At 61.6% G+C, this 21,399-nt stretch carries 17 protein-coding genes; 5 read left to right on the top strand and 12 right to left on the bottom strand.

Annotation, left to right across the window (positions count from 1 at the left end; all coding sequences use genetic code 11):
* Nucleotides 1-91: 91 nt before the first annotated feature.
* The 4 genes from IG171_RS01790 to IG171_RS01775 all read right to left on the bottom strand — a co-directional run bounded on the left by IG171_RS01790 (nucleotide 92) and on the right by IG171_RS01775 (nucleotide 2,894).
* Nucleotides 92-259: a GPGG-motif small membrane protein gene (locus tag IG171_RS01790; RefSeq protein WP_212129424.1), complete on the bottom strand. Its 168-nt coding sequence runs from the start codon at nucleotides 257-259 to the stop codon at nucleotides 92-94.
* Nucleotides 260-437: 178 nt separating this feature from the next.
* Complete coding sequence (gene madM, locus IG171_RS01785) at nucleotides 438-1,199, bottom strand: malonate transporter subunit MadM (RefSeq protein ID WP_212129423.1); 762 nt, start codon at nucleotides 1,197-1,199, stop codon at nucleotides 438-440.
* Nucleotides 1,199-1,594, bottom strand: a complete 396-nt coding sequence (gene madL, locus IG171_RS01780) for a malonate transporter subunit MadL (protein ID WP_212129422.1) — start codon at nucleotides 1,592-1,594, stop codon at nucleotides 1,199-1,201. Before madL ends, madM begins: the two co-directional genes overlap by 1 nt.
* A gap of 94 nt (nucleotides 1,595-1,688) precedes the next feature.
* Entirely contained in the window at nucleotides 1,689-2,894 is a 1,206-nt protein-coding gene (locus tag IG171_RS01775; protein WP_212129421.1) for a DUF418 domain-containing protein, read from the bottom strand.
* An 86-nt stretch (nucleotides 2,895-2,980) separates the two neighbouring features.
* Here IG171_RS01775 and IG171_RS01770 point away from each other — a divergent pair, with 86 nt between their 5' ends.
* Both IG171_RS01770 and IG171_RS01765 read left to right on the top strand, forming a co-directional pair.
* Nucleotides 2,981-3,730, top strand: a complete 750-nt coding sequence (locus IG171_RS01770) for a TetR/AcrR family transcriptional regulator (protein WP_212129419.1) — start codon at nucleotides 2,981-2,983, stop codon at nucleotides 3,728-3,730.
* Nucleotides 3,731-3,908: 178 nt separating this feature from the next.
* The gene (locus IG171_RS01765; RefSeq protein WP_212129417.1) at nucleotides 3,909-5,297 is read left to right on the top strand and encodes an AbgT family transporter; all 1,389 of its coding nucleotides are present in this window, start codon (nucleotides 3,909-3,911) and stop codon (nucleotides 5,295-5,297) included.
* A gap of 347 nt (nucleotides 5,298-5,644) precedes the next feature.
* Here the strand turns inward: IG171_RS01765 and IG171_RS01760 are convergent, their stop codons facing one another.
* From IG171_RS01760 to IG171_RS01730, 7 genes are all read right to left on the bottom strand, one after another.
* A complete protein-coding gene (locus IG171_RS01760) occupies nucleotides 5,645-6,004 on the bottom strand; it encodes a type II toxin-antitoxin system PemK/MazF family toxin (RefSeq protein WP_249203951.1) in 360 nt (119 codons plus the stop codon).
* On the bottom strand, nucleotides 5,967-6,164 hold the full coding sequence (locus IG171_RS01755) for a hypothetical protein (protein WP_212129415.1): 198 nt from the start codon (nucleotides 6,162-6,164) through the stop codon (nucleotides 5,967-5,969). The genes IG171_RS01760 and IG171_RS01755 overlap by 38 nt, the downstream gene beginning before the upstream one ends.
* 76 nt (nucleotides 6,165-6,240) lie before the next feature.
* Nucleotides 6,241-8,034: an ABC transporter ATP-binding protein gene (locus tag IG171_RS01750; protein WP_212131477.1), complete on the bottom strand. Its 1,794-nt coding sequence runs from the start codon at nucleotides 8,032-8,034 to the stop codon at nucleotides 6,241-6,243.
* Nucleotides 8,034-8,951 (bottom strand): ABC transporter permease, encoded by a 918-nt coding sequence (locus tag IG171_RS01745; protein WP_212129413.1) that lies wholly within the window; start codon nucleotides 8,949-8,951, stop codon nucleotides 8,034-8,036. The genes IG171_RS01750 and IG171_RS01745 overlap by 1 nt, the downstream gene beginning before the upstream one ends.
* Nucleotides 8,948-9,901, bottom strand: coding sequence for an ABC transporter permease (locus tag IG171_RS01740; RefSeq protein ID WP_212129411.1), 954 nt, complete (start codon nucleotides 9,899-9,901; stop codon nucleotides 8,948-8,950). The genes IG171_RS01745 and IG171_RS01740 overlap by 4 nt, the downstream gene beginning before the upstream one ends.
* 1 nt (nucleotide 9,902) lies before the next feature.
* Nucleotides 9,903-11,450: an ABC transporter substrate-binding protein gene (locus IG171_RS01735; RefSeq protein ID WP_212129409.1), complete on the bottom strand. Its 1,548-nt coding sequence runs from the start codon at nucleotides 11,448-11,450 to the stop codon at nucleotides 9,903-9,905.
* Nucleotides 11,447-12,427, bottom strand: a complete 981-nt coding sequence (locus IG171_RS01730; protein WP_249203950.1) for a TetR/AcrR family transcriptional regulator — start codon at nucleotides 12,425-12,427, stop codon at nucleotides 11,447-11,449. Before IG171_RS01730 ends, IG171_RS01735 begins: the two co-directional genes overlap by 4 nt.
* Before the next feature lie 386 nt (nucleotides 12,428-12,813).
* Here IG171_RS01730 and IG171_RS01725 point away from each other — a divergent pair, with 386 nt between their 5' ends.
* A complete protein-coding gene (locus IG171_RS01725) occupies nucleotides 12,814-14,343 on the top strand; it encodes a stealth family protein (protein WP_212129407.1) in 1,530 nt (509 codons plus the stop codon).
* 38 nt (nucleotides 14,344-14,381) lie between these two features.
* On the opposite strand, the gene IG171_RS01720 is transcribed toward IG171_RS01725, so the two are convergent.
* Nucleotides 14,382-15,869, bottom strand: a complete 1,488-nt coding sequence (locus IG171_RS01720; protein ID WP_249203949.1) for a polysaccharide pyruvyl transferase family protein — start codon at nucleotides 15,867-15,869, stop codon at nucleotides 14,382-14,384.
* A 188-nt stretch (nucleotides 15,870-16,057) separates the two neighbouring features.
* Between IG171_RS01720 and IG171_RS01715 the strand changes: the two genes are divergently transcribed.
* Nucleotides 16,058-19,471 carry a CDP-glycerol glycerophosphotransferase family protein gene (locus IG171_RS01715; RefSeq protein WP_249203948.1) on the top strand — a complete coding sequence of 1,138 codons (3,414 nt, stop codon included), beginning with the start codon at nucleotides 16,058-16,060 and terminating at the stop codon, nucleotides 19,469-19,471.
* A 38-nt stretch (nucleotides 19,472-19,509) separates the two neighbouring features.
* A complete protein-coding gene (locus tag IG171_RS01710) occupies nucleotides 19,510-21,336 on the top strand; it encodes a glycosyltransferase (RefSeq protein WP_212129405.1) in 1,827 nt (608 codons plus the stop codon).
* Nucleotides 21,337-21,399: the final 63 nt, after the last annotated feature.

Raw genomic sequence — 21,399 nt, 5'->3', positions numbered from 1 at the left:
GCTCTGCGCGGTGACCTCAGCCTGTCACCGTCGACGGCTCCTGTAAACAACCTTGACAACCACGGGCGGAGGTCTTAAAGATACGGTCGCATCAGCTTCTCGGGCCGGCTGGAGGTCCGCCGAGGAAGGCAGTCAGCATCGGACCGACGATGCAGGCGGCAATGAGGAAGACGATGCCCCATTTGTATTCCTTTCGGAACAGAGCGAGGACGCCTGACAGCGCTAGAATCCCTGCGATGACCCATAGGACGATGAGCATGTCACTCTCCTTCGCTCCCTGAGGCCGAACGTGCCGCTCGCCAGCGCACCCAACCACAGGGTGTGATCTTCATCGTGGCACGCCTTCATCCCCCTGACAATGGACCGTGGAGACTGCGGTGATGCTGTCGACGGCCCATCTTCCGCCACCACGGGTCGGGCGAGGGCGGGTTCGGATGTCAGCCGACGATTGCCCTGACTGCGAAGAAGAGGACCGAAGGCGCCATCAGCAGACCGAGTCCGGTGTAGAACGTCGATGTCATGGCCCCATATGGGACCAGGCGCTTGTCAGTCGCCGCGAGACCGGCGGTGACTCCGCTCGTCGTGCCCAGCAGCCCACCGAAGACGATGGCAGAGCGCGGGTTGTTCAATCCGATGCGCTTGGCCACGAAGGGTGTCGCCACCATGGTGAGGACGGATTTCACGAGACCGGCACCGACGCTGAGTGCGATGACGCTGCTGCTAGCGCCCAGGGCGGCCCCGGTGACCGGGCCGACGATGTAGGTGGCCGTCCCGGCCCCGATCGTCGTCAGCTCGACCGGGTCGCGGTAGCCGAAGAACCAGGCGATGACGGCTCCGACGAAGAAGGACAGCACGACGCCGAGGACGAGGGCGATGATCCCGCCCAGGCCGGATTTCTTCATCTCATCGAAGCTCGCTCCGAACCCGGTCGCGACGATCGCCAGATTGACGAACATTCCCCCGCCCATGAGTCCGACCCCGGAGAAGAGGCTGACGTCTGCCAGACCGTCTTCGCCGCCAGTGGCGATGCCTCCGATGTAGGCCAGGACGAGGCCGAGGATGATTGCGATGGCCGAGGCTTGGAACTTGCCTCGGGTGAGCACCTTCGAAATCAGCACTGCCACCCCGGTGATCACGCCGACCAGGGCGAAGGCGACGACGAGGTCGTTGTCCGTCAGAGTCGAGATCAGAGCTTCCATCACCGCTCCTCTGCGAACTCTTCGACCGGCGCCTCGACGCCGGGTGTCTTCACCCGGCTGAGCACGGGCACCAGCGCAAAACTGACGATGACGGCAGCGGCCCCGGCGATGAGCGCAGTGGGACCGGCGGTGACGGCTCCGACGACGTTCTGTGTGGCGGCCATGGCCACGACGATCGGGATGTACATCCCGGACCAGAACGAGATCCCCGACGAGGTCGCCGGGGAGAGTCGGCCCGAGCGGGCGAGGAAGTTCGTGGATACGATGAGCACGATCATGGCGATGCCGACACCGCCGACGTTCGCATCGACCCCGAGCAGATTGCCCAAGAGACCGCCGATGAAAGTGCCGATCAGCAGACTGCCGGAAAGCAGGGCGACGCCCAGGATGATCACGCGAGAGCCTCTCTGTCGAAAAGTTGCCTGAGGCTCGACCGGAAACGAGCCCGGAACAGCTTAGCTTACGAGCCGCCTCTTCCGGGCACCTGTTTCAGAGTGTCGGCACAGACGCCGACTGTCCGCGTCTCGGCCTGGTCCAGTTGGTGAAGAGCCTGAGCAGGTACTCTGCCGGACCGTAGCGGTGGCGCTTCAGCCACCACGCACTCAGTGCGGCCTGGAGAATGAAGATCGCCACAGCGAGGACGAGCAGCAGCGGCGGGGAGACTCGACCGGCCAGGCCGAGGCCGAGCCCGGTGAACAGGAGGAGTCCTGCCAGTGACTGGCCCAGGTAGTTCGTCAGAGCGATGCGACCCACCGGCGCCAGAGCTGTGCGCACCCATGCGCCCCGCGTGGTGTGCATCAGACGCACGAGAGTCGCAACGTACGCCGCGCTGAGGAACGGGGCCGAAACGACACTGGCTGCTGTGGCCCACGTGTTGACGTCCCCTCCGAGCCACGCATAGACCACCCCGCCGGGCAGGCCGACCGCGAAGCCGACCATCTGAATCCGCTTCAGGAGCCTCGCCCGGTCGCCCAGATCCGAGAACAGTCCTCGACGCGCGGCGATCATCCCGATGAGGAACATCGCCAGCGCCGTCGGCCCTTGAAGGGAGACCGCTTGGATGACGAGGAGGTCGAGTCCGGACAGATGGTGGCCCACGATCTCGGCCGGTGTCCCGAGCATCGCCTGAGTCTGCGTCGCGGCCTGAGCCAGCGCTTCATCATGGCTGGGCATGAACATCGAGCGGTCGAGGAACGCGGCACTGACGATGAGGGACAGTGTCACGAATGCGTAGATGATTGCGCTTGTCAGCAGGGCGGTGCGATCACGGACTCGATGCATCGCCAGCAGCACCAGGCAGATCACCGCATAGGTCGTGAGGACGTCTCCGCTGTAGAGCAGCACGATGTGCCCGGCCCCGAGCACGAAGAGTCCCAGGGACCGACGCAGCATGCGCGGGACGAAGGCAGCGCCGGCTCGCGCGGCGGCGTCCATCTGCAGTACGAAGCTGTAGCCGAACAGGAATGAGAAGAGCAGGTAGAACTTCATCGAGAACAGCGCCGCCACCAGAAATCGGACGACAGCGTCGATCGGTGTCGAGAAGTCCGGATCATCGACGAGGTTGCCGGGGAATGCCGAGGCCATGAACGTGATGTTGACGACGAGGATCCCGAACAAGGCGAACCCCCTCAGGGCGTCGACATCATGCACTCGCCCCGTCTGCAGGGGTGCTGGGGAATTCGTTCTCTGAGTCATGCGGATGACAATATCACACAAACTATATCTCTTAAACTATATGGGGATGTAGAATTGGAACCTGTTCTGCCGGGGAGGGAGAGTGCATGAGCGACGACGCGGTTCCGGACTTCATCAGGCGACTGTGGAGGCTGCCGGAGACTCCACAGCAACGGGGCCGAAAGTCCACCCTCGATGTCGAAACCGTGGTGGCCACCGCCGTTCAGCTCGCCGATCAAGGGGGCCTCGAGGCGGCGACCTTGCCCAAGGTCGCCGAAGAGCTCAACGTGACGGCCATGTCGCTGTACCGACACATCGGGTCCAAACACGAGCTGCTTCAGCTCATGATGGACGCGGCCAGTCAGCCACCTGGTCCGGAGCCGGCCGCTGCTGATTGGCGCGAAGGCCTTCGGTCATGGGCAATCGATCTGTGGACGCTGTACCAGAAGCGTCCGTGGATCCCCCGCGTTCCCATTTACCGCTCCCCCTCGGGACCGAACCAGACCGCTTGGCTCGAACGCGGCCTCTCGCAGTTGGCGTCCACAGCGCTCACCGCGAAGGAGATGCTCTCCGGGCTCACCCTGCTCAGCGGGTTCGTCCGTCAATCGGCTCTGCTCCAGAGCGAACTCGAGGAAGGGCGGGACGGGCAGGACAAGGCCGAGAGCGAACGCGACTACGGTGCGGCTCTGTACCAGGTCATCTCCGCTAAGCGGTTCCCCCATCTGTCACAGGTGCTCGCTTCAGAGCCCTTGGGTGACGATCCGACCAACGACGACGAGCCCGACCGAGACTTCACCGATGGCCTCGAAGTGATCCTCGACGGCCTCTCAGTCCGGATCAGCGCAGCAGCACTGTGACCGACCGCAGTTCGTGACTCGGCCACCAGAAGGCCAGGCGCCTTGACAGTACATGCCCTGTAGTATTGCCTGAGATGCAAGCCAGGGCGAATGCCGATCCGAGATCGCGCATTCGGCGGGAGGATATGCCGCAATGATGCGGTACGGAGAGGTGGTCTGGGCGTTGTCGACTGATCTGGTGACCGAGGAAAAGCGTTCGAAGGTCCCTCACATCTACGTCATCCTATTGATGATGATCGGGTTGGCGGCCGTTCTCACCCACATAATTCCGGCAGGTGAATACGCGCGGGTCACAGATGACTCGGGTGCTGAGATCCTCCAAGACGGCACGTATTCGCAGATATCGTCTTCGCCTGCGTCGTTCTTCGATTTCATGTTCGCCGTCCCCGACGGTCTCATCGACACAGCCGACATCGTTATCGGAATCATCATCATCGGTGGAATGTTCGCCGTCATCGAGAAAGCCGGCCTCATCGAACTCGCCGTGAGCCGGTTGGCGCATGTGTTCGAGGACAAAGGGCTGTGGATCATCCCCACTCTCATGGTGCCGTTCGCACTATTCACTGCTTTCACAGATCAGATCGAGCTGGCTCTTGTCTATCTTCCAGCGATCCTCCCGCTCATCCTTCGACTCGGCTTCGATAGGATCACGGCCACGGGAATCGTCTTGGTCTCGACCGTTGTCGGCTTCGGGCTGGGGCTGACGTCACCCGCCAACGTGGGTACGGCGCAGCGCATCGCGCAATTGCCCCTTTATTCGGGGATAGGCTACAGAGCACTCCTGCTGGCGATCTTTCTCTTCGTCGGGATCGTTTTCGTCTGGCGCCATGCTTCCCGGGTGCGGTTCAACCCGGACATCAGCTCCAAATACGGCACAGCGAATGCAATGACGGAATCCACCGCAGTCAGCCTGACGATCCCGAAAGCATCGCGACGGCAGATTGCAGCCTCGATCGTTCTGCTCGTTGCCTTCGCTTTCCTGATCTACTCGTTGCTGGCATTCGGCTGGTTCTTCCGTGAGCTTGCCGGCCTGTACCTGATCATCGGAGCAGTGGTCGGGCTGGTCGCCGGCCTGAGGCCGAGCGAGATCGCGGAGTCATTCAATGAAGGCTTCCAGAAGATCCTCTTGGGCGCGCTCGTTGTCGGATTCGCGCGCGGCGTCGCCGTCGTCCTCGAAGACGGAAGCATCATGGACACGATCATCTTCGGAGCAGCACAACTCGCTCAGATGGTCCCAGACTCGCTGACCGCAGTGATGATGCTCGTAGTCCAAGCCGGGCTCAACTTCCTCATCCCGTCCGGAAGCGGCCAGGCGATGGTGACGATGCCGATCATGTCCGGTTTGGCCGATCTCAGCGGAGTATCGCGCCAGACCGCAGTGCTGGCTTTCCTCATGGGCGATGGATTCTCCAATATCTTCTACCCGACTTCGGGCTACTTCATGGCCGTACTGGCCATCTCCGGCCTGCGCTGGGAGAAATGGATCCGCTATATCTGGCCGCTGATCGCCATCTGGTACGGCCTCGGTGCCGTAGCGGTCATCCTCGCGGGGCTGTTCAACTACTGAGTGATTCCAGATTTCGCGAAGCTCAAGCCTCAGAGCCTCCACACGTTGGAGGCCAGCGCCTGCGTGTCCTCACGCCGCACCCGAAGCACCACGGCCTCGGCTGAGCTCTTGTCACGCTTTCAACGCCGCTTTCGCCTGATACTTCTCAATCGCCTCCCGAAGAGCATCGGCGATCGGCTCGTGCTGTTGTCCAAGTGCGAAATCGCAATTCTCTCGGGCGAAGCGCCGCGATCTTTCACGTCTTATCCAATGCCTCGGCACCGACGACCGGCATGCTCCCAGCGCATCATTCCCCCGGTCATGGGTTCTCCGTACTCTCCATGGTCGACGGCGGCGTCGCTCTTCCCTCAGATGTCGAGGAGGGTGGCGATCGTGGCCCGAATCTGGCCGAGCTTCACCGGTCCGATATTGCCAAGACGCTCGGCAATGCGTGTAGTGGCAACCGCACGGATGTGCTGACACTGTGCGGCAGAATCAGCGGCAAGCTCGTTGAAGGCGTCAGTCTCGACGACGATCTCGGAAACGGCGTTTCGAATGGTGCGAGTCAGCGGGACCACTTGGATCACGTTGGGACCACCACGGAGGACCTCCTTGGCCGTGACAACGACAGCCGGCCGGCGCATGCCCGCTTCAGATCCAGCGGGTGTGCCGAGGTCAAGCGTGATGACGTCACCCGGCGTCAGCATCAAGCCAATCGCGTTCGTCATCTCGCAGCGAAGCAGAGAGCTCGACCCCGATTGCCTCCTGCTCGAGCAGTCTCACGGCACGATCGACCGTGGCAGTCACCGTCTCCCCACGCCGAAGTGCCAGCTCGGCGAGCGCGTCCCGTGTCGATCTGCTGACCCTGATCGTCGTTGTATCACCCATAACCCGATGGTATTCGAAGTAGATAAATCAGTCTACATGTGAGTCGGGGTGAAACATGGTCTTCGCCCCAGTTCCCTCAGAACTTCGGCACGTCGGCAATCAGCGCCCGCGTGTACTCATGCGTTGGGTTCTCGAGCACCTGGGCCGTCGGCCCGTAGTCGACGATCTTGCCCTTGTTGAGCACCGCGAGGTTGTCGGCGATATGCCTCGACAGCGCGATGTTGTGAGTGACGAACAGCATCGCCAGGTCCCGCTCAGCCCGCAGGGTCCGCAGCAGCGCCACGATCGAGGCCTGCACGCTGACGTCGAGGGCCGAGGTGATCTCATCGCAGACCATCACCGACGGAGCGTTGACCAGAGCCCGGGCGATCGCCGCCCGCTGCCGCTCACCACCGGAAAGGTCTCCCGGCCTGCGGTGGTAGAACGATCGGCCCAGTCGCACCGAATCGAGTGCTTCCTCGACGACGGCCTTACGACTGGCAGCGGTGCCGTCCCCGCTCATCTCCAGCGGAACGGTCAGCGACTGTCCGATCGATCGGCGTGGGTTGAGTGAGGAGAACGGCGACTGGAACACGTATTGGATGCCCACCCGCTGCTCGTTCGTCCGCTTCCTGGTCGATCGCGCCAGCTCCGTCCCGCGCAGCCGCACCTGCCCCGTGTAATCGTCGTTGAGCCCGGCCACGCACTGCGACAGAGTCGTCTTGCCCGACCCGGATTCGCCGAGCAGCATCGTGCACTCCCCCGGCTCCAAGACCAGGTTGATCCCGTCGAGGATCTGCGCCTTGCCGTAGGAAAGCGCCACATCCCTGATTTCGAGCAGCGGAGCATTCGCAGCTGCACCCGCCGAGGCGGCTCCCCCGCTCTCACCCGCCGAGGCGGCTGTGCCCGTGGTCTCGGACGTCGCGTCCTCGTCCGCCGAAGACCGGTCGGCCGCCCCGTTGGACACGAGGATGTGGGTGGCGTCATCGTCCTCCGTCGGCTCCTTCGCCTCGGCGGCGCCGTCACCGATGGTCTTGCGCCCGGCGAGGTCGGGGACTGCGGCCATGAGCATCTGCGTGTACTCATGCTGCGGCTGTTCGAGGACGGCCGAGACCGGTCCCTCTTCGACGAGGTCGCCGCGCAGCATCACGGCCACACGGTCGGAGATGTCCTTGATCACCGCGAGGTCGTGGGTGATGTAGAGACCGGCGACGTTGTTGGCCACCGTCATCTGCCGGATCGTGTCGAGGACCACCGACTGGGTGGACACGTCGAGGCCGGTGGTCGGTTCGTCGAGGATGAGCACATCGGGGTACATGGCAAAGGCCATGGCGATGCCGATGCGCTGTTGCTGACCGCCGGAGAGCTGGTGCGGCCAGCGCTTCTGATAGTCCTTGTCCCCGGGCAGGCCGACGTCGACGAGGACCTCGGTGACCCGTTCGGCGCGTTCCGTCTCCGAGGAGCCGAAGCCGTGGATGTCGAGGGCCTCCCGGATCTGCTCCCCCACCCGCATGGCGGGGTTGAGCGACAGCGCCGGGTCCTGCGGGATGTAGGCGATCCGGGATCCGCGCAGGAACCGCACGGCCACCTCGTCGAGTTCGACGACCTCGACGGCGGTGGCTTCCCCGCGCGGCCAGATGCTCACCGATCCGGATCCGAACTTCAGCCCCTCACGGAAGTGGCCCATGCAGGCCAGCCCGGCGGTGGTCTTGCCCGAGCCCGATTCGCCGACGAGGCCGAGGATCTCTCCGCGGGCGAGCGCGAAGTCGACGCCGTGGAGGATCTCATCGCCGGCGTTCGTCACGACGCGCAGGTCGGTCACGCGCAGGACGATCTTCTCGTTCGGTTCGTTCGCCGCATCGTGGCGAACCGTTTCCGTCTTCGTGCTCATCATGCCTCCACTGAAGTCGATGCGGTGGCTCGGGCGAAGGAGTCCGCGAGCAGGTTGGTGCCGATGGTCAGCAGCGCGATCGCGATGACCGGCAGCAGCACGCCCCAGGGTTGGATCGACAGGGCGATCCGGTTCTCGTTGATCATCAGACCCCAGTCGGCCGCCGGTGGCTGCAGGCCGAGACCGAGGAACGACAGGGAGGCGATGTAGCCGATCGAATAGGTCAGCCGCAGACCCGCCTCCACGCTCAGCGGCCCGGTGATATTGGGCAGCAGCTCACGCAGCAGCATCTTCCACCGCGGCATCGCATACATCTCCGCGGCCTTGATGTAGTCCTCGGTGATCACACCCAGGGTCGCCGACCTCGCCACTCGCGCGATGCGCGGGGCGTGGGTGAGCCCGATGACGGTCACGAGCACCCACCCCTGTGGACCGAGGACCGTGATCGCCAGGAGGGCGAACACAAGCTGCGGGATGGCGAGGATGACGTCGTTGAGTCGCATGATGATCGCGTCGAAGCGCCCGCCGATGTAGGCGGCGAGCATCCCGACGAGCGCACCGACGACCATGCCCAGCACGGTCGCGAGCACCGCATAGACGATCAGGGTCAGGCCCCCGGCGATGAACCGGGAGAGCACATCGCGGCCGAGGTTGTCGGAGCCGAAGAGCCCGTAGGGGCTGAAGGGCTTCGCGACGAATTCGGTGGCCGTGTTCCCCGTCGCCCACGGCAGCAGCAGTGGCCCGCACAGGGCGAGGGCGACGACGATGACGGTGATGATCAGACCGATCTTGCCCTGCGGCTGTGCCAGCACCCGCTTGTAGAAGGGCACATAGGTGGTCAGGGATTCCTTGGGCACCTCGGCGGCGTCGGTCGCGCTGGCCTTGAGGGCGTCCAGACTGTTGGCATCGGTGCTCATGCTGCGCTCCTCAGTTTCGGGTTGGTGAGGATGCCGACGACATCGGCCGCCAGGTTCACCACGACGTAGACGGCGGCGACGAGCATGGAGATCGCTTGGACGACCTGCACGTCACGGTAGGTCACCGCGTCGATGAGTGCTTGGCCGAGTCCCGGGTAGCGGAAGAGGAACTCGACGACGACCACACCGCCGGCCAGCCAGGCCAGCTGGATCGCCACGACCTGCGCGACCGGGCCGAGGGCGTGGGGTACGGCGTGGCGGAGGATCACCCGCTTCTCGGGCACGCCCTTGAGTCGGGCCATCTCGACGAAACCGGAGTCGAGGACCTCGATCATCGTCGCCCGCATCATCCGCACGATGTAGGGGGTGACGACGAGGACGAGGGTGAGCGTCGGCAGGATCAGCTGTTGGGGTCTGTTCCACACCGGCCCTCCTGGTGGGGCCAGGGTGACGGCGGGCAGGATCTGGAACACCGAGGTGGCGAAGATCGCGATGAGCCCGATGCCGATGACGAACTCGGGCATCGCAGCGAACACGAGGCTGATGCCGGTCATCCCCTGGTCACGACGCTTCCCGCGGTGCAGGGCCTGATAGACGCCGAGGCCTATGCCCAAGGGCACGGAGATGACGGCGGCCAGTCCCATGAGGATGAAGGAAGCCCCGATCCGATCGCCCAGCAGTGCTCCGACAGAGCCTCCCGTCGCCGAGGAGGTTCCGAAGTCCCCGACGAACAGTCCTCCCAGCCAGGTGAAATACCGCTGCCAGGCGGGTTGGTCGAGTCCCAGCTGTTCGTTCAGGGCCGCAATGCGCTCCGGGGTGGCCTGTTGGCCGAGGATGGCTCGGGCGGCGTCGCCGGGCAGCAGCAGGGTGGCGCCGAAGACGAGCAGCGAGACGGCGATGAGGATGAAGGCGGAGAAGATCAGCCTGCGTACGATGACTTTTCCGAACATGTCACACCTTTCCGATCCACACGCGGTCGAACCGCCACCCGCTCAGGGGCCGGCCCGTGGAGTTGGGGACGAGCCCGCCGACGTACTTCTGGAAGGCGTCGACCTGGTTGGCGAAGCCCCAGACGATGTAGCCGCCTTCGTCGTAGAGCATCTTCTGCAGTTCGTGCTCCATATCGCGACGCTCACCGGCGTCGGGGATGGCCCGTGCCTTGTCGAAGACCTTGTTGAAATCCGGGTCGTCCCAGTGGGTCTCGTTGAATGGCGACTCGCTCAGGGCGCAGGAGATCACCTGCGGCATGAAGTCTCGGGTGTACCAGAAGTCCTGGGCGAAGTCCCACTGCAGGTATTCGTCGCCGAAGAACGTCGTCGCGTCCACCTTGCGGATCTTGACCGTGATTCCGGCCTCGGCGGCCTGTTGGGCGAAGACCTGCGCTGATTCGACGGCGCCGGACTGGATGGGGGCGGTGACGAGTTCGACCTCGAGTCCGTCGGGGTAGCCGGCCTCAGCAAGGAGCTTCTTCGCTTTGTCGATGTCCTGCTTGCGTTGGGGGAAGTCCGGATAGTTCTCACTCAGCGGCCCGAACATGTCGTTGCCGATGGTGCCGAACCCGGACAGGACCTGTTCGATCATCTGCTCCCGGTCGATGACGAGCCGGAAGGCCTGCCGGACCTTGACGTCGTCGAAGGGCTTCTTGTCCACGCGCATGGTGAACGGCAGCCACATGCCGGTCTCGGAGTTGAGGATGCTCATGCGCTCGTCGGCGTCGATGACCTCGACCAGCGACAGCGGGATGCCGGCAATGGCGTCGACCTGTGTCGACAGCAGCGCGTTGATGAGAGCGTCGTCGTCGTTGAAGTTCAGCACCTCGACCTCGTCGAGGTACATCTTGTCGTGGTCGAAGTCGTGCTCGTTGGGCACGAGCACAGTCGACTGGGCGGGGGTGAAGGATTTGAGTTTGAACGGCCCGGAGCACACCGGGTTCTCCGGGTCGTAGCCGACGGGAACGATGGCCGCGGTGTATTCGGCCACGGCGTCGTTGAACAGGCCGTTGGGCTCGGTCAGGCGGAACTCGACGGTGCGCTCCCCGGTGGCGACGACCTTGTCGAGCATGGTGAAGTTCGCCGCCGCGGTCTTCGGGTCGTCGGGGTCGGTGATGCGCTCGAACGTGAAGATGACGTCCTCGGGGGTGATGGGGCTGCCGTCGGAGAACTTGATGCCTTGCTTCAGGGTGCACGTCCACACTGTGGAGTCGTCGTTGGCTTCGAAGGATTCGGCCAGCAGCGGCACGACCTGTGAGTCGTCGTCCCAGCCGTAGAGGGCGTTGTAGAGGTTGACGGCGCGGCAGACGTCGCCGTTGTTGACGGGGATATGGGCGTCGACGGTGTCGGCGGAGTTGCCGCCGGTCACGCCCACTCGCAGGGTCCCGCCCTTGACGGGGTCGCCGGCGTCGATGGCGCCGACGGCCCCTCCCCCGCAGGCGCTGAGGCCGGCGAGCGCGGTCACGGTCAGCCCGGCTCCCAGCGCTTGTCGTCGGTTCGGTGTCTTCATGTGCCTTCTTCCTGCTGCGTCGGTTCGGGACGGCTGCTCGCGGTGTCCCGTCCTGGCGTCTGGGTTGGGAGGTCGTCGGTGAGGATGTGAGCGCTCAGATAGTTCTCGAGCATGACCAGGGCCTCTTCGTCGGTCAGCGGCATCTGCTCGGTGCTGCGGGCCACGCCGAGGCCGTCGATGAAGATCGACAGTGATTTGACGATGAGTGCGGTGTCGCCGGTGCGGATCGTGCCTGCGCGCTGGCCGGCGAGGACGACTCCGGTCATCATCTCCAGCCATTCGTCGTAGACGCCTGCGAGGTTGGTCCGGGCGTCTTCGTCGGTCGAGGCCCGTGCCCAGCTCTGGATCCAGATCGACCACACGCGCCTGATCCGCACATCGACGCCGGCGTGCATGCGGGCGAAGCGGCGCAGCACGGAGACCGGGTCGGCGGGCTCATTGAGTTCGCGAGTCCGGCCGATGACCTCGAGCGAGTAGCGCAGGGCCGCCTGCAGCAGCTGGTTCTTCGTCCGGAAGTGGTAGTTCACCGCCGAGGTGCTCAGGTCGGTGGCGCGAGCGACGTCCTCGGTGCGGACCTTGTCGATGCCGCGGTCGGCGTAGAACTCCCAGGCGGCGGCGATGATCTTCAGCCGATTGCGGGTGCCCTTCGACATCCACGGCTCGTCGAGCGCGGGAGTCTCCGCCCCGTCCTCGGCTGCCGCCACCCGATCGTCGGAGACCAGCTGTCGCCGAGGCGGCCGTGAGGTCCGTCCGGTCGTGAGCCAATCGGTGGTGACATCGGTGAGCTCCGCGATGAGTGAGATCTCCTCGACCCGGAACTTCCGTGTCCCGGCGAGGGATTTGGAGAGTTTGCTCGCGTCGAGGCCGATCCGTCGAGCGACTTCGCTGTGGTTGACCCCGGCACTTTTGATGGCGCTGCGGACACGTTCGACCAGTGCCTGCTGTGCGCTGTGCGCGCCCTCATCCGTGGTGTTCACCACTACAGTCTGCACAGGACTTGCGATTTTGGCAAGAGTTACTGGGGTATTGGTTAGTTGATTGCTGCGAGGTGACTCACTGTTAAGGATCGCTGCTCAAATTGACGGGCATAGATTTTGAGGTTCGTCGAAAAGTTGATGAGCCTTCTTCAGTCGGAAACGATAGAGTCGCATCCAACACACCTTGGCGGAATCCCCCTCAGTTTCCCGCCTGGCTTTCTACTACCGGTAAGACGCAAGGAGGCGTTGCCAGAATGTGGTATTCACCCTCGTCAGTGCGTTCCTTCCTGGCAGACAGGCTGACCCCTGAACGCAAGGCCTGGTTCTCCAGAACACGTCACGGTGAACACACGTGGCAGAGGTCGATCGCCCGCCGCGGACGAGCAATGATCCAATCAGACTCGCCTTCAGATCTGAGTTCCTATGATGCTCGTGAAGAGCAGAGTCAGTCCCTTGCGACAGTGCGCACAGTGCTGGCCGACGCAGATATCGAATTCGCGGAGCTGCCTCGGCTGAGCCACTTCCGCCCGACACTGGTAGTCGACGCCGAAAATGCCGACGTCGCAGTTGCGGCCTTGCTGAACGGCCTGGGTGAGGGGACAGACGAAGTTGAAGGAGGTGCAACCTGGACAATCCGATTCCACACTGTCCGAGGCGCGAGGATGAGTCGACGAACTGCCCACGAACGCCCGGGAAAACTCGGCAGCGTGACATGCCTTCGCCGACGCCGTGCCGCAAACGGCAGAGAGCTCACTACCTCAGCGCAGACCGTCACGGTCGAACTATGGAAGAAGGTGAAAGATAATACTCCTCGAGCTGACGGCGCCTGTCACTTGCCCGGAACCCTGGTCCGACGTCAGAACGACCGCCCCCTCACAGTCGCGTACATCGAACCGACGGTCTGGCACGATGCTCTGAACAATGACGGTCGACTCCGACTGCCTGCACCGCACCTTCGCGTGCTCGATAAACCGGTCGACGTCGTCTACACCTGGGTGGACGGTTCCGATCCAGAGTGGCGACGACAGATGCGCGCCACCCGCGACGGCCTCGACCTGACGACCACAGAGCCGAGCTCCGTCTCCGACTCTCGATTCACTTCACGTGATGAGCTGAAATACTCTCTGCGCTCGCTCGAGTACTACGCATCGTGGGTGCGTCAAATCTTCATCGTCACGGACGGACAGGTCCCAACGTGGCTGAACACCGACAATCCGAAGATCACCGTGGTCGACCATCGCGACATATTCTCCGACACCAGCGTGCTTCCCGTCTTCAACTCACATGCCATCGAATCTCAGCTCCATCACATCCCCGGGCTGGCAGACCATTATCTCTACCTCAATGATGATTGCTTCTTCCTCCGCCCGACGGATCCGGAGCTCTTCTTCACTGCCAATGGCCTGACCAGACATTTCCCTTCGATCGTGCCCATCGATATCGGAAGCTGGTCTCCGCGCGATCTTCCCATCATCTCAGCGGCGAAGCGAGGGAGGGATTACGTTCTCGAGAAGTACGGCTTCACCACGACTTATCGGTTCAAACACACTCCCCACCCGCAACTTCGACCGGTACTCGAAGCGATGGAAACAGAAGAGCCTGAACTGTTCGCCGAAGTCGCTGCTTCGCCGTTCCGCTCTCCGGAAGACGTCTCCATCCCATCATCCCTGCACCATTTCGACGCTTTCGCTCGCGGGATGTCTGTGGAAGGACGCATCGGGTACCAGTTCGTCGATCTCAGCGAGGACGACCTCGAACTGCGGCTGCTCAGAGTGGCCCGACGCACCGACCTGGACGTCTTCTGCCTCAACGAGACCGATCCGCCGGAGGACTCTGAGGAGAAGGCGAACCGCCTGGTAGCTCGCTTCTTCGCCGATCGCTTTCCAGTACCGTCGAGTTTCGAAACCGACGGCTAGTCATGGAGGGCCGCCCATAGCGCCGCCGCACGACGGACTCACTTGGGGCGACGGCGCCCGATCATGTTCTTCACCCCGAGTGGAATTCCCAGCAGCTTGTTGAGTCTCCGGTCGGTCCGATTCGCAGTGGCGCGAACATTTGCTACCGACGCCTGCGACCTCTTGAGCGCGGCTTCGGTCATCGACAGTCGTCTCTCCAGATCACCAATGCGCTTTTCGACCTCGTCGGCAGCGCTTGGCCCGGTCCCCGCCTTCAGCCCTTTCTGAGTCTTCTTGAGGGCAAGATAGCGCTGTTGCAGAACCGAGGCCATGCGGACGAATTCCGGAGGGCGATCGTGCCACAGACTTGTCTGCGGCTCTGGGAAGTCCACGGCGTCGAGTCGACGCCCGTAGTCAGCCAATGCCTCTTCCTGACCGGGTTCGTAGATGTGCGAGAAGCCATTGTCGTGAATGAAGTCCGCGAGGCGGTCGAAACGTTCGGCGTGACCGCGGTTGAATTCGGTGAAGTCCGCCCTCTCGTAGAGTTCAGCAACCGTCTTCGGCGCCTCTTCCACGGTCAGGTCGATGGCTGGAACGCCATGGTATCTGGACAGTTCGAGTGTGCGACCGTCATGAGCGAGGACGATCCCGGGCGTCCCTGAAAGGATCGCTGCGACGTTTCCATGGATGCGAGGTCCGAAGGAGAAACTCAGTTCGCTCATCACGCGCATCCATACCGGTGCATCCAGATGGAACTGTGCCTTCTTCTCCATGAACTGATGATGGCTGCGGTCGAGAGGCAGGCTTTTGTCATGACCGTGGTACCGGTCTGTCCCCCACAGCATGAACTCCAATGTGGCGAGGTCCTGCGGCATGTATGTGGCATCGAAGTTCGACTCTGCGTCTCCGATGAGTTCGCTTCCGAACGGATTGTTCGTCTGCAGGTTGTAGGCGATCGGCGCTCCCGGCTCGAGCGTATCGGGCCTGTCCACTCGATAGCCTCGACCGTTCATAGTCATGGATGGACAACCCACCACGATGACATCGTTGAACCCTAGGGATTTGAGGTATTCGGCGGTCAGCTCTCCCCTCACCGTCAACGCGCTGGATTTCTCCAGCACCGCCTTAGCGAATCGTCTGACCGTCGGTTCGATCTTCTTCAGGCCGGCAGGATCACCATCCAGCGGAAGTTGGGCACCCCCTGAGAGCATCAGGAAGGGGATCTTCAGCTTTTCGATGAAGTCAGTGGTGCGAGACAGTTCCGCTTCGAACCCTGGGCGGAAAGCGTTCGCCAGAGGAAGGATGAATCCGTCGTATTCAGCGTTGACCTTCGCGGCCATGGACCCGTTGATCTTGTAGCGATTCGCGTCAACCCGGGTGTCTGCAGTCGAAAACAGCTTGTGGGCGGCCATGCCGAAGATCAGGTTGCCATTGTTCCGTCCGATCGTGTTGCGGTCGAGCGTATCGAACCCGTCAAAGACCTCGAATGGAGTCTTACCCAGCCGCATCAGATATCGCTTACTCATGAGAACGCCACCATTGGTCATCGGTTCAGGGCAGTCTTTGCCCTTTTGGGCACACCCTAGCCTCTGACGATGGCTCGGGCCACCGTCGACGAACCTCTGCGATTCCGAACGTCGGCGAGCGGCGGCGTCTTACGTCGAATAGGACGAAGTGGACCTAGACTGGAACAGAGTGGTCCACGACCGACAAAGATGTTCTGGAGGAATCCGCAGTGGAATTCAGGAGCCTCGTCGCCCGAACTGCGATCAATGTTCTGGGGACGACCAGAAGGACGCTGAAGAAGGCAGCTCGTACCGCATCAGGAGATTCCGCGTCCGGTCCCTCCCGTTCTGCCGGACTGGCGACGCTCGATCTCGTCCAAGCCCAGAACCTGCTCCACGTCGACCTCTCGCCGGAATCGACCATGGTTCCAAGCGGACTGTGGGTGGAGCACGAAGGAGATCTGCACCGCATCGGTCCATTGGAGGAGTTCGGCTCCGATTTGACGGGTACGGCCGACACAGCTGTGCGTTCTGCGACCATCGACCTCAACGGCCTCATCGAACATCTTCCCGACTGGACTTCGCTCCCGCGGCAAGAGGCCGGTGAAGATGATGCCGGCGGATTCGTCCTGCGCGTCTATGTTGAGTACGACGACTACGACGAAGACGAAGTCCCGAGTTCATATCTCGCAGCCTCACACAATGGCTCTCCTGTCGCTCTGGTCCGGCTCGGCCGAGCCACGACTACACGCACAGAGAACTTCGCCTATCATCGCGTCGGCGACCACGAATGCTATCCGCTGATCAATCGCAATGGCCACCTCGCCATCGAGGTGGACCGTCCTCACCGCCCATTTGCCGACGTGCGAAATGAAGGGCTGACGGTTCGTGACGGCAGGCTCGACGTCGAGGGCAGGATCATTGCACGAGGAACCGAATACTTGGACGGCACACTTGCTGTGGTGGGCAGAACCTCCGGGCTCCGTGCCACTGCTGAGATCGAACTCGTCCCCAACGACGAGCTCTCGTCGAGACGCTTCGGCCTCAACTACTACAGATTCTCTGCAACGCTCGACTTCAACGAACTCATCGACGAAATCAGCGATGACAACGCCGATCTGTACCTCGACCTCGATCCGGCTCTCAACGATGAGCCCAAACGCGCCCGCATCGGAAAGAGCAGGTACCTCGTCCGTTTCGGCACCACCGGCAGCACAGTGGCTTCTGGAGACAAAACCGTTTCCATCATTCCGTACTACACGTTCAAGGCGAAGTACCCTTCGCTTCACCTGGAAACGTTCAAGACCTCTGCTTACGACTATATGCAGCGTTTGGTGTCGAACCGGCGGTCCTGGAACCCGCCCAAATCGTCGGACCGCAAACCGGTCTGGCTGATCGGCGAGTTGCCCTACAAGGCGCAGGACAACGGGCTTCAATTCTTCAGATACATGCGGGACGAACATCCTGAGATCGATGCCTACTATGTCATCGAGCCGAACTCCCCCGAACGAGTCAATCTTGATGGCTACGACAACGTCATCGATTTCCGTTCTCATGACCACATCCAAGTAGCGCTTGCCGCCGATAAGATCATCGGGACCCACCACCCCGACTTCCTCTACCCGACACGGGAGCCCCGATTCGAAAGAGCGTTGAGGGCAGACAAAGTCTTCCTGCAGCACGGAGTCACTGCCGCCAAGTGGATGGTGCCCAACTACGGAAAATTCGTCCGCGGATTCGACGTCGATCTCATCACCGTCTGTTCCGAGCGAGAGAAGGAGTTCTTCGTCAAAGACTTCGGCTACGCCCCGGAGCAGGTGGCAGTGACGGGCTTTGCCCGTTTCGACGCCCTGCTGGCTGATGATGTCGACGTCAATGACGGCCAACTCATGATCATGCCGACTTGGCGCCCGTGGCTGCAGGACCCAGAGCGCTTCGTCGAATCCGAATACTTTCAGCGTTGGAAATCTCTGATTACCAGTGACCGACTGCGCGCGCTGGTCGAGAAGTACAACCTCACTCCGATCTTCTGTCTGCACCCGAACATGCAGCAGTTCAGCTCTCATTTCAGTGACGTCGGAATCCGAGTCGTCGTTCAAGGTGAGATCGATGTCCAGTTGATGCTCAAACAGAGCTCGATGCTGGTCACCGACTATTCGAGCGTCGCATTCGACTTCGCATTCCTCCATAAGCCGGTCGTCTACTATCAGTTCGACGATCATCGATTCGCCCAACCGCATGCCGACCCGGCGTCCGAGTTCCCCGGACCCGTCGTTGCCGAAGAAGACCAGGTCCTCAACGCAATCGAGTCAGCGTATGAAGCTGGCGGGGCGATGGCTCCGGAATTCCGAATGCGCGCGGACAGGTTCCTGGCTCACCGCGACACAGGCAGCCGGGAGCGGATCTTCGAGGCGATCCAGAATTCGACAAAGCCGAAAGTCACGTTGTCTGATCGGTTCCACAGCGAAACGGCCCAATCCGCCTACAGAGTCGTTCGGAGAAACAAGTATTACCTGCCCGTGATGAAGCGACTCTACAAGCTGATGCGCCTGGCCCCTCTCGATGAGAGGACAATCGTCTTCGAGGCCGGTCAGGGAAAGCAATACGCTGACAGTCCCCGTGCCATCCACGAAGAACTCATCAGACAGGGCGATACCCGCCGAAAAGTATGGATCTATCACAAGCGTCTCCCCGTGACCGACAAGTACACAATAGTCGTCAAACGGCACTCCCCTGCGTTCTTCTGGTATCTCGCCACTGCGAAGTACTGGATCAACAATCACAACTTCCCCAACTACATTCACCGAAGAAACCGGGGTCTGTACATCCAGACTTGGCATGGGACTCCGCTCAAGCGCATGTTCCTCGACCAGGACAATTTCTACGGGCGCGATCCTGGGTATGTCCACCGGGTCAAGGAAGCATCGGCGCAGTGGAATGCGTTGGTGTCTCCGTCGCCCTACGCAACCAAGGCGATGAGGTCGTCTTATGGATACACCGGGGAAGTCTATGAGTTGGGCTACCCCAGAAACGACGTATTACGGGGCCCGGCCACAGACGAGATTCGAGCCAACGTGCGCCATCGTCTCTCGATCCCGCGGGAGCGCATCGTTGTACTATATGCACCGACATTCCGCGATGATCAACCCACGACACGAGGCCGTTTCGCCTTTCGATGGCCATTTGATCCGGAACAATTCGTCGAACGTTTCGGAAACGACGTCACTCTCCTCGTGCGCACCCACTTCCTCATCAATACGAAGCTCGAAATTCCGGAGGCATTGAAGACGAACATCATCGATGTCAGCGGGTTTCCTGACATCAACGAGCTCTTTCTGGCGAGCGACATGTTGGTCACCGACTATTCGTCTTCCTTCTTCGACTATTCGGTCCTTGAACGCCCCATCATCTTCTTCGCCTACGATCTCGAGAACTACCGGGACAATCTGCGCGGCTTCTATCTCGACTACGAAACTGAGCTGCCGGGCCCGGTGACCACGACGCCGGAGACTCTGTTCGACGAAATCGACCGAGCCTCCTCGGTGACGGGAGCAGACCGGGAACGACTGCGGTCATTCGCGAAGCAGTACGCTCCCAACGATGACGGACATGCGGCAGCACGAGTCATCGATCGACTTCTTTGAATTCGGCGACTACGGCTCGGGCACGAAGTGGAGGGACGATGTTCTCAAAGCATGAAAGGTATCTGCCCGACGCGACGGTCTACGGACTCATCGGTGGGATCCCGGAAAACTTCGGCGGCAGAACGAGCGCGTGTCTGCAGCGAGCTGATGCTTTTGCCGAGCTCGACCGCCGATACGTCGAAATCCTCACCCTGTCCCCGAGGAACGTCGCTCCTGAAGCTCTGACTTCTCGGTTGCGAGATGAGGGAAGAATCGGCAATAGGGTGACCATTCGCAATGTGTGGGCTGATCTGAAGCGAGCAGGATTTCACGACTTGGCACGGATTGCGGCCCACTCACCTGGATCGATCACTGTCGACGCCGCCCAATTGCCTGAGTTCGACGGTTCGCAGGAGATCAAAGAGCTGGATGGCTCTGGTAAGACACTCCGATCCGATCGCTTCCGGGAGGACGGCTCCCGATATTACAGCTACCGACTCGGCAGCGAGGACGAGGCGAAGAGCGCTACGATATTCGACTCGCGAGGTCGACCGATCGCGCAATGGGACGAACTATACGAGCTCTATTTTGCATGGTTTGACTGGTTGATCGACTCCAGGCGTGCGATCATCATCAACGACGGTCCGCCTCTGGCACGCTATCTGCACAAGTATCAGCGAGAGAACGTCGTCCTGGTACAGACCATCCACAGCAAGCACTCCGCTGAACCGACAAAACGTTCCCAAACCCTGGGGTGGACGTATACCCCGGCACTGAGACACGTCGATCGGTTCGATCTCTTAGCCGTTCTCACTCAGTCCCAGCATTCCGACCTCACTGATCTGAACTATGTCGTGGACAACGCAGCGATTCTGCCGAACATGACGGCTGCCAAGCCGATGCGCCGTATCAAACCGCGCACTCCAGGTAAGGGAGTAATGCTTGCACGAACCACGTACCTCAAGCGCATCGACCATGCCATCACGGCTGTGCACAGAGCAAGGTTATCCGGGACAGATGCGACGCTCGATATCTACGGAGTAGCGGACGAGGCGCAAGAGTCCTTGGAGACGCTCATCCAAGAATTGGATACGGCAGACAGCATTGCGCTAAGAGGCTACGACTCGCGAGCAAGACAGAGATTCGAGGACTCTTCATTCACTCTCCTCACCAGTGAGTACGAAGGTCAGGGACTGGTTCTTCTGGAGAGTATGGCGGCAGGCTGTATCCCTATTGCCTACGACATCAAATATGGCCCCGCAGACATCATCACCGACGGCGTCGACGGATTCCTCGTACCGGATGGAGATCTCGACGCCGTAACCCGAACCATCAGCAATCTGGAGTCGATGGACGAGAGGAACCTGATGCAGATGCGAGAAGCAGCCGTCCGGCGCGTCAGAGATTTCTCTCCGGAAACGATCACAAGTTTGTGGGGAACGGCGCTGACGCGTGCAGTTTCCAACAAACGGCAACCTCGCGAAGTCAACGGAGCTGCACGCCTATCAAGCGTCAACATCGATGACGATGAAATCACTCTGCATGTGATTCTGAGCGGAGACGCAGCGTCCGAACCCGACTGGGCCCTGCTGTCGTGGGCCGAAAGAAAGAGCGGGCGATTCGGCCGACTTCCAGCACGCTTGGAGCACGTCGGTGGCGAAACTCTGATCGTCGCATCAGCGAATGCGAATGACTTCGCCGCAGTCGACCATGGTCACATCGACTTCTGGATCGATCTGAGAGTCGACGGGCACCCTTGCAGACTTCGTGTCAAAGGAGCCGGCGACGTCACTCCTCAGCCATTTGGGCCCATGGAAGTGTACCCGACGAGATTCGGCAGCCTCAGCCTCCGCTTCCCAACGCCCCTTACTCGACCGGAAGATTAGCCCTCAATACGCGCAGGCCCATCCCTGCGAGGAAACTGCCCACAGGAAAGTACTCAGTTCCTG

The sequence above is a fragment of the Brevibacterium sp. SMBL_HHYL_HB1 genome, from assembly GCF_018208375.1.
GTDB classification, from domain to species: domain Bacteria; phylum Actinomycetota; class Actinomycetes; order Actinomycetales; family Brevibacteriaceae; genus Brevibacterium; species Brevibacterium intestinavium.
Note: the sequence above shows the minus strand (reverse complement) of the source record. Positions and strands in the feature narration are given on the sequence as shown.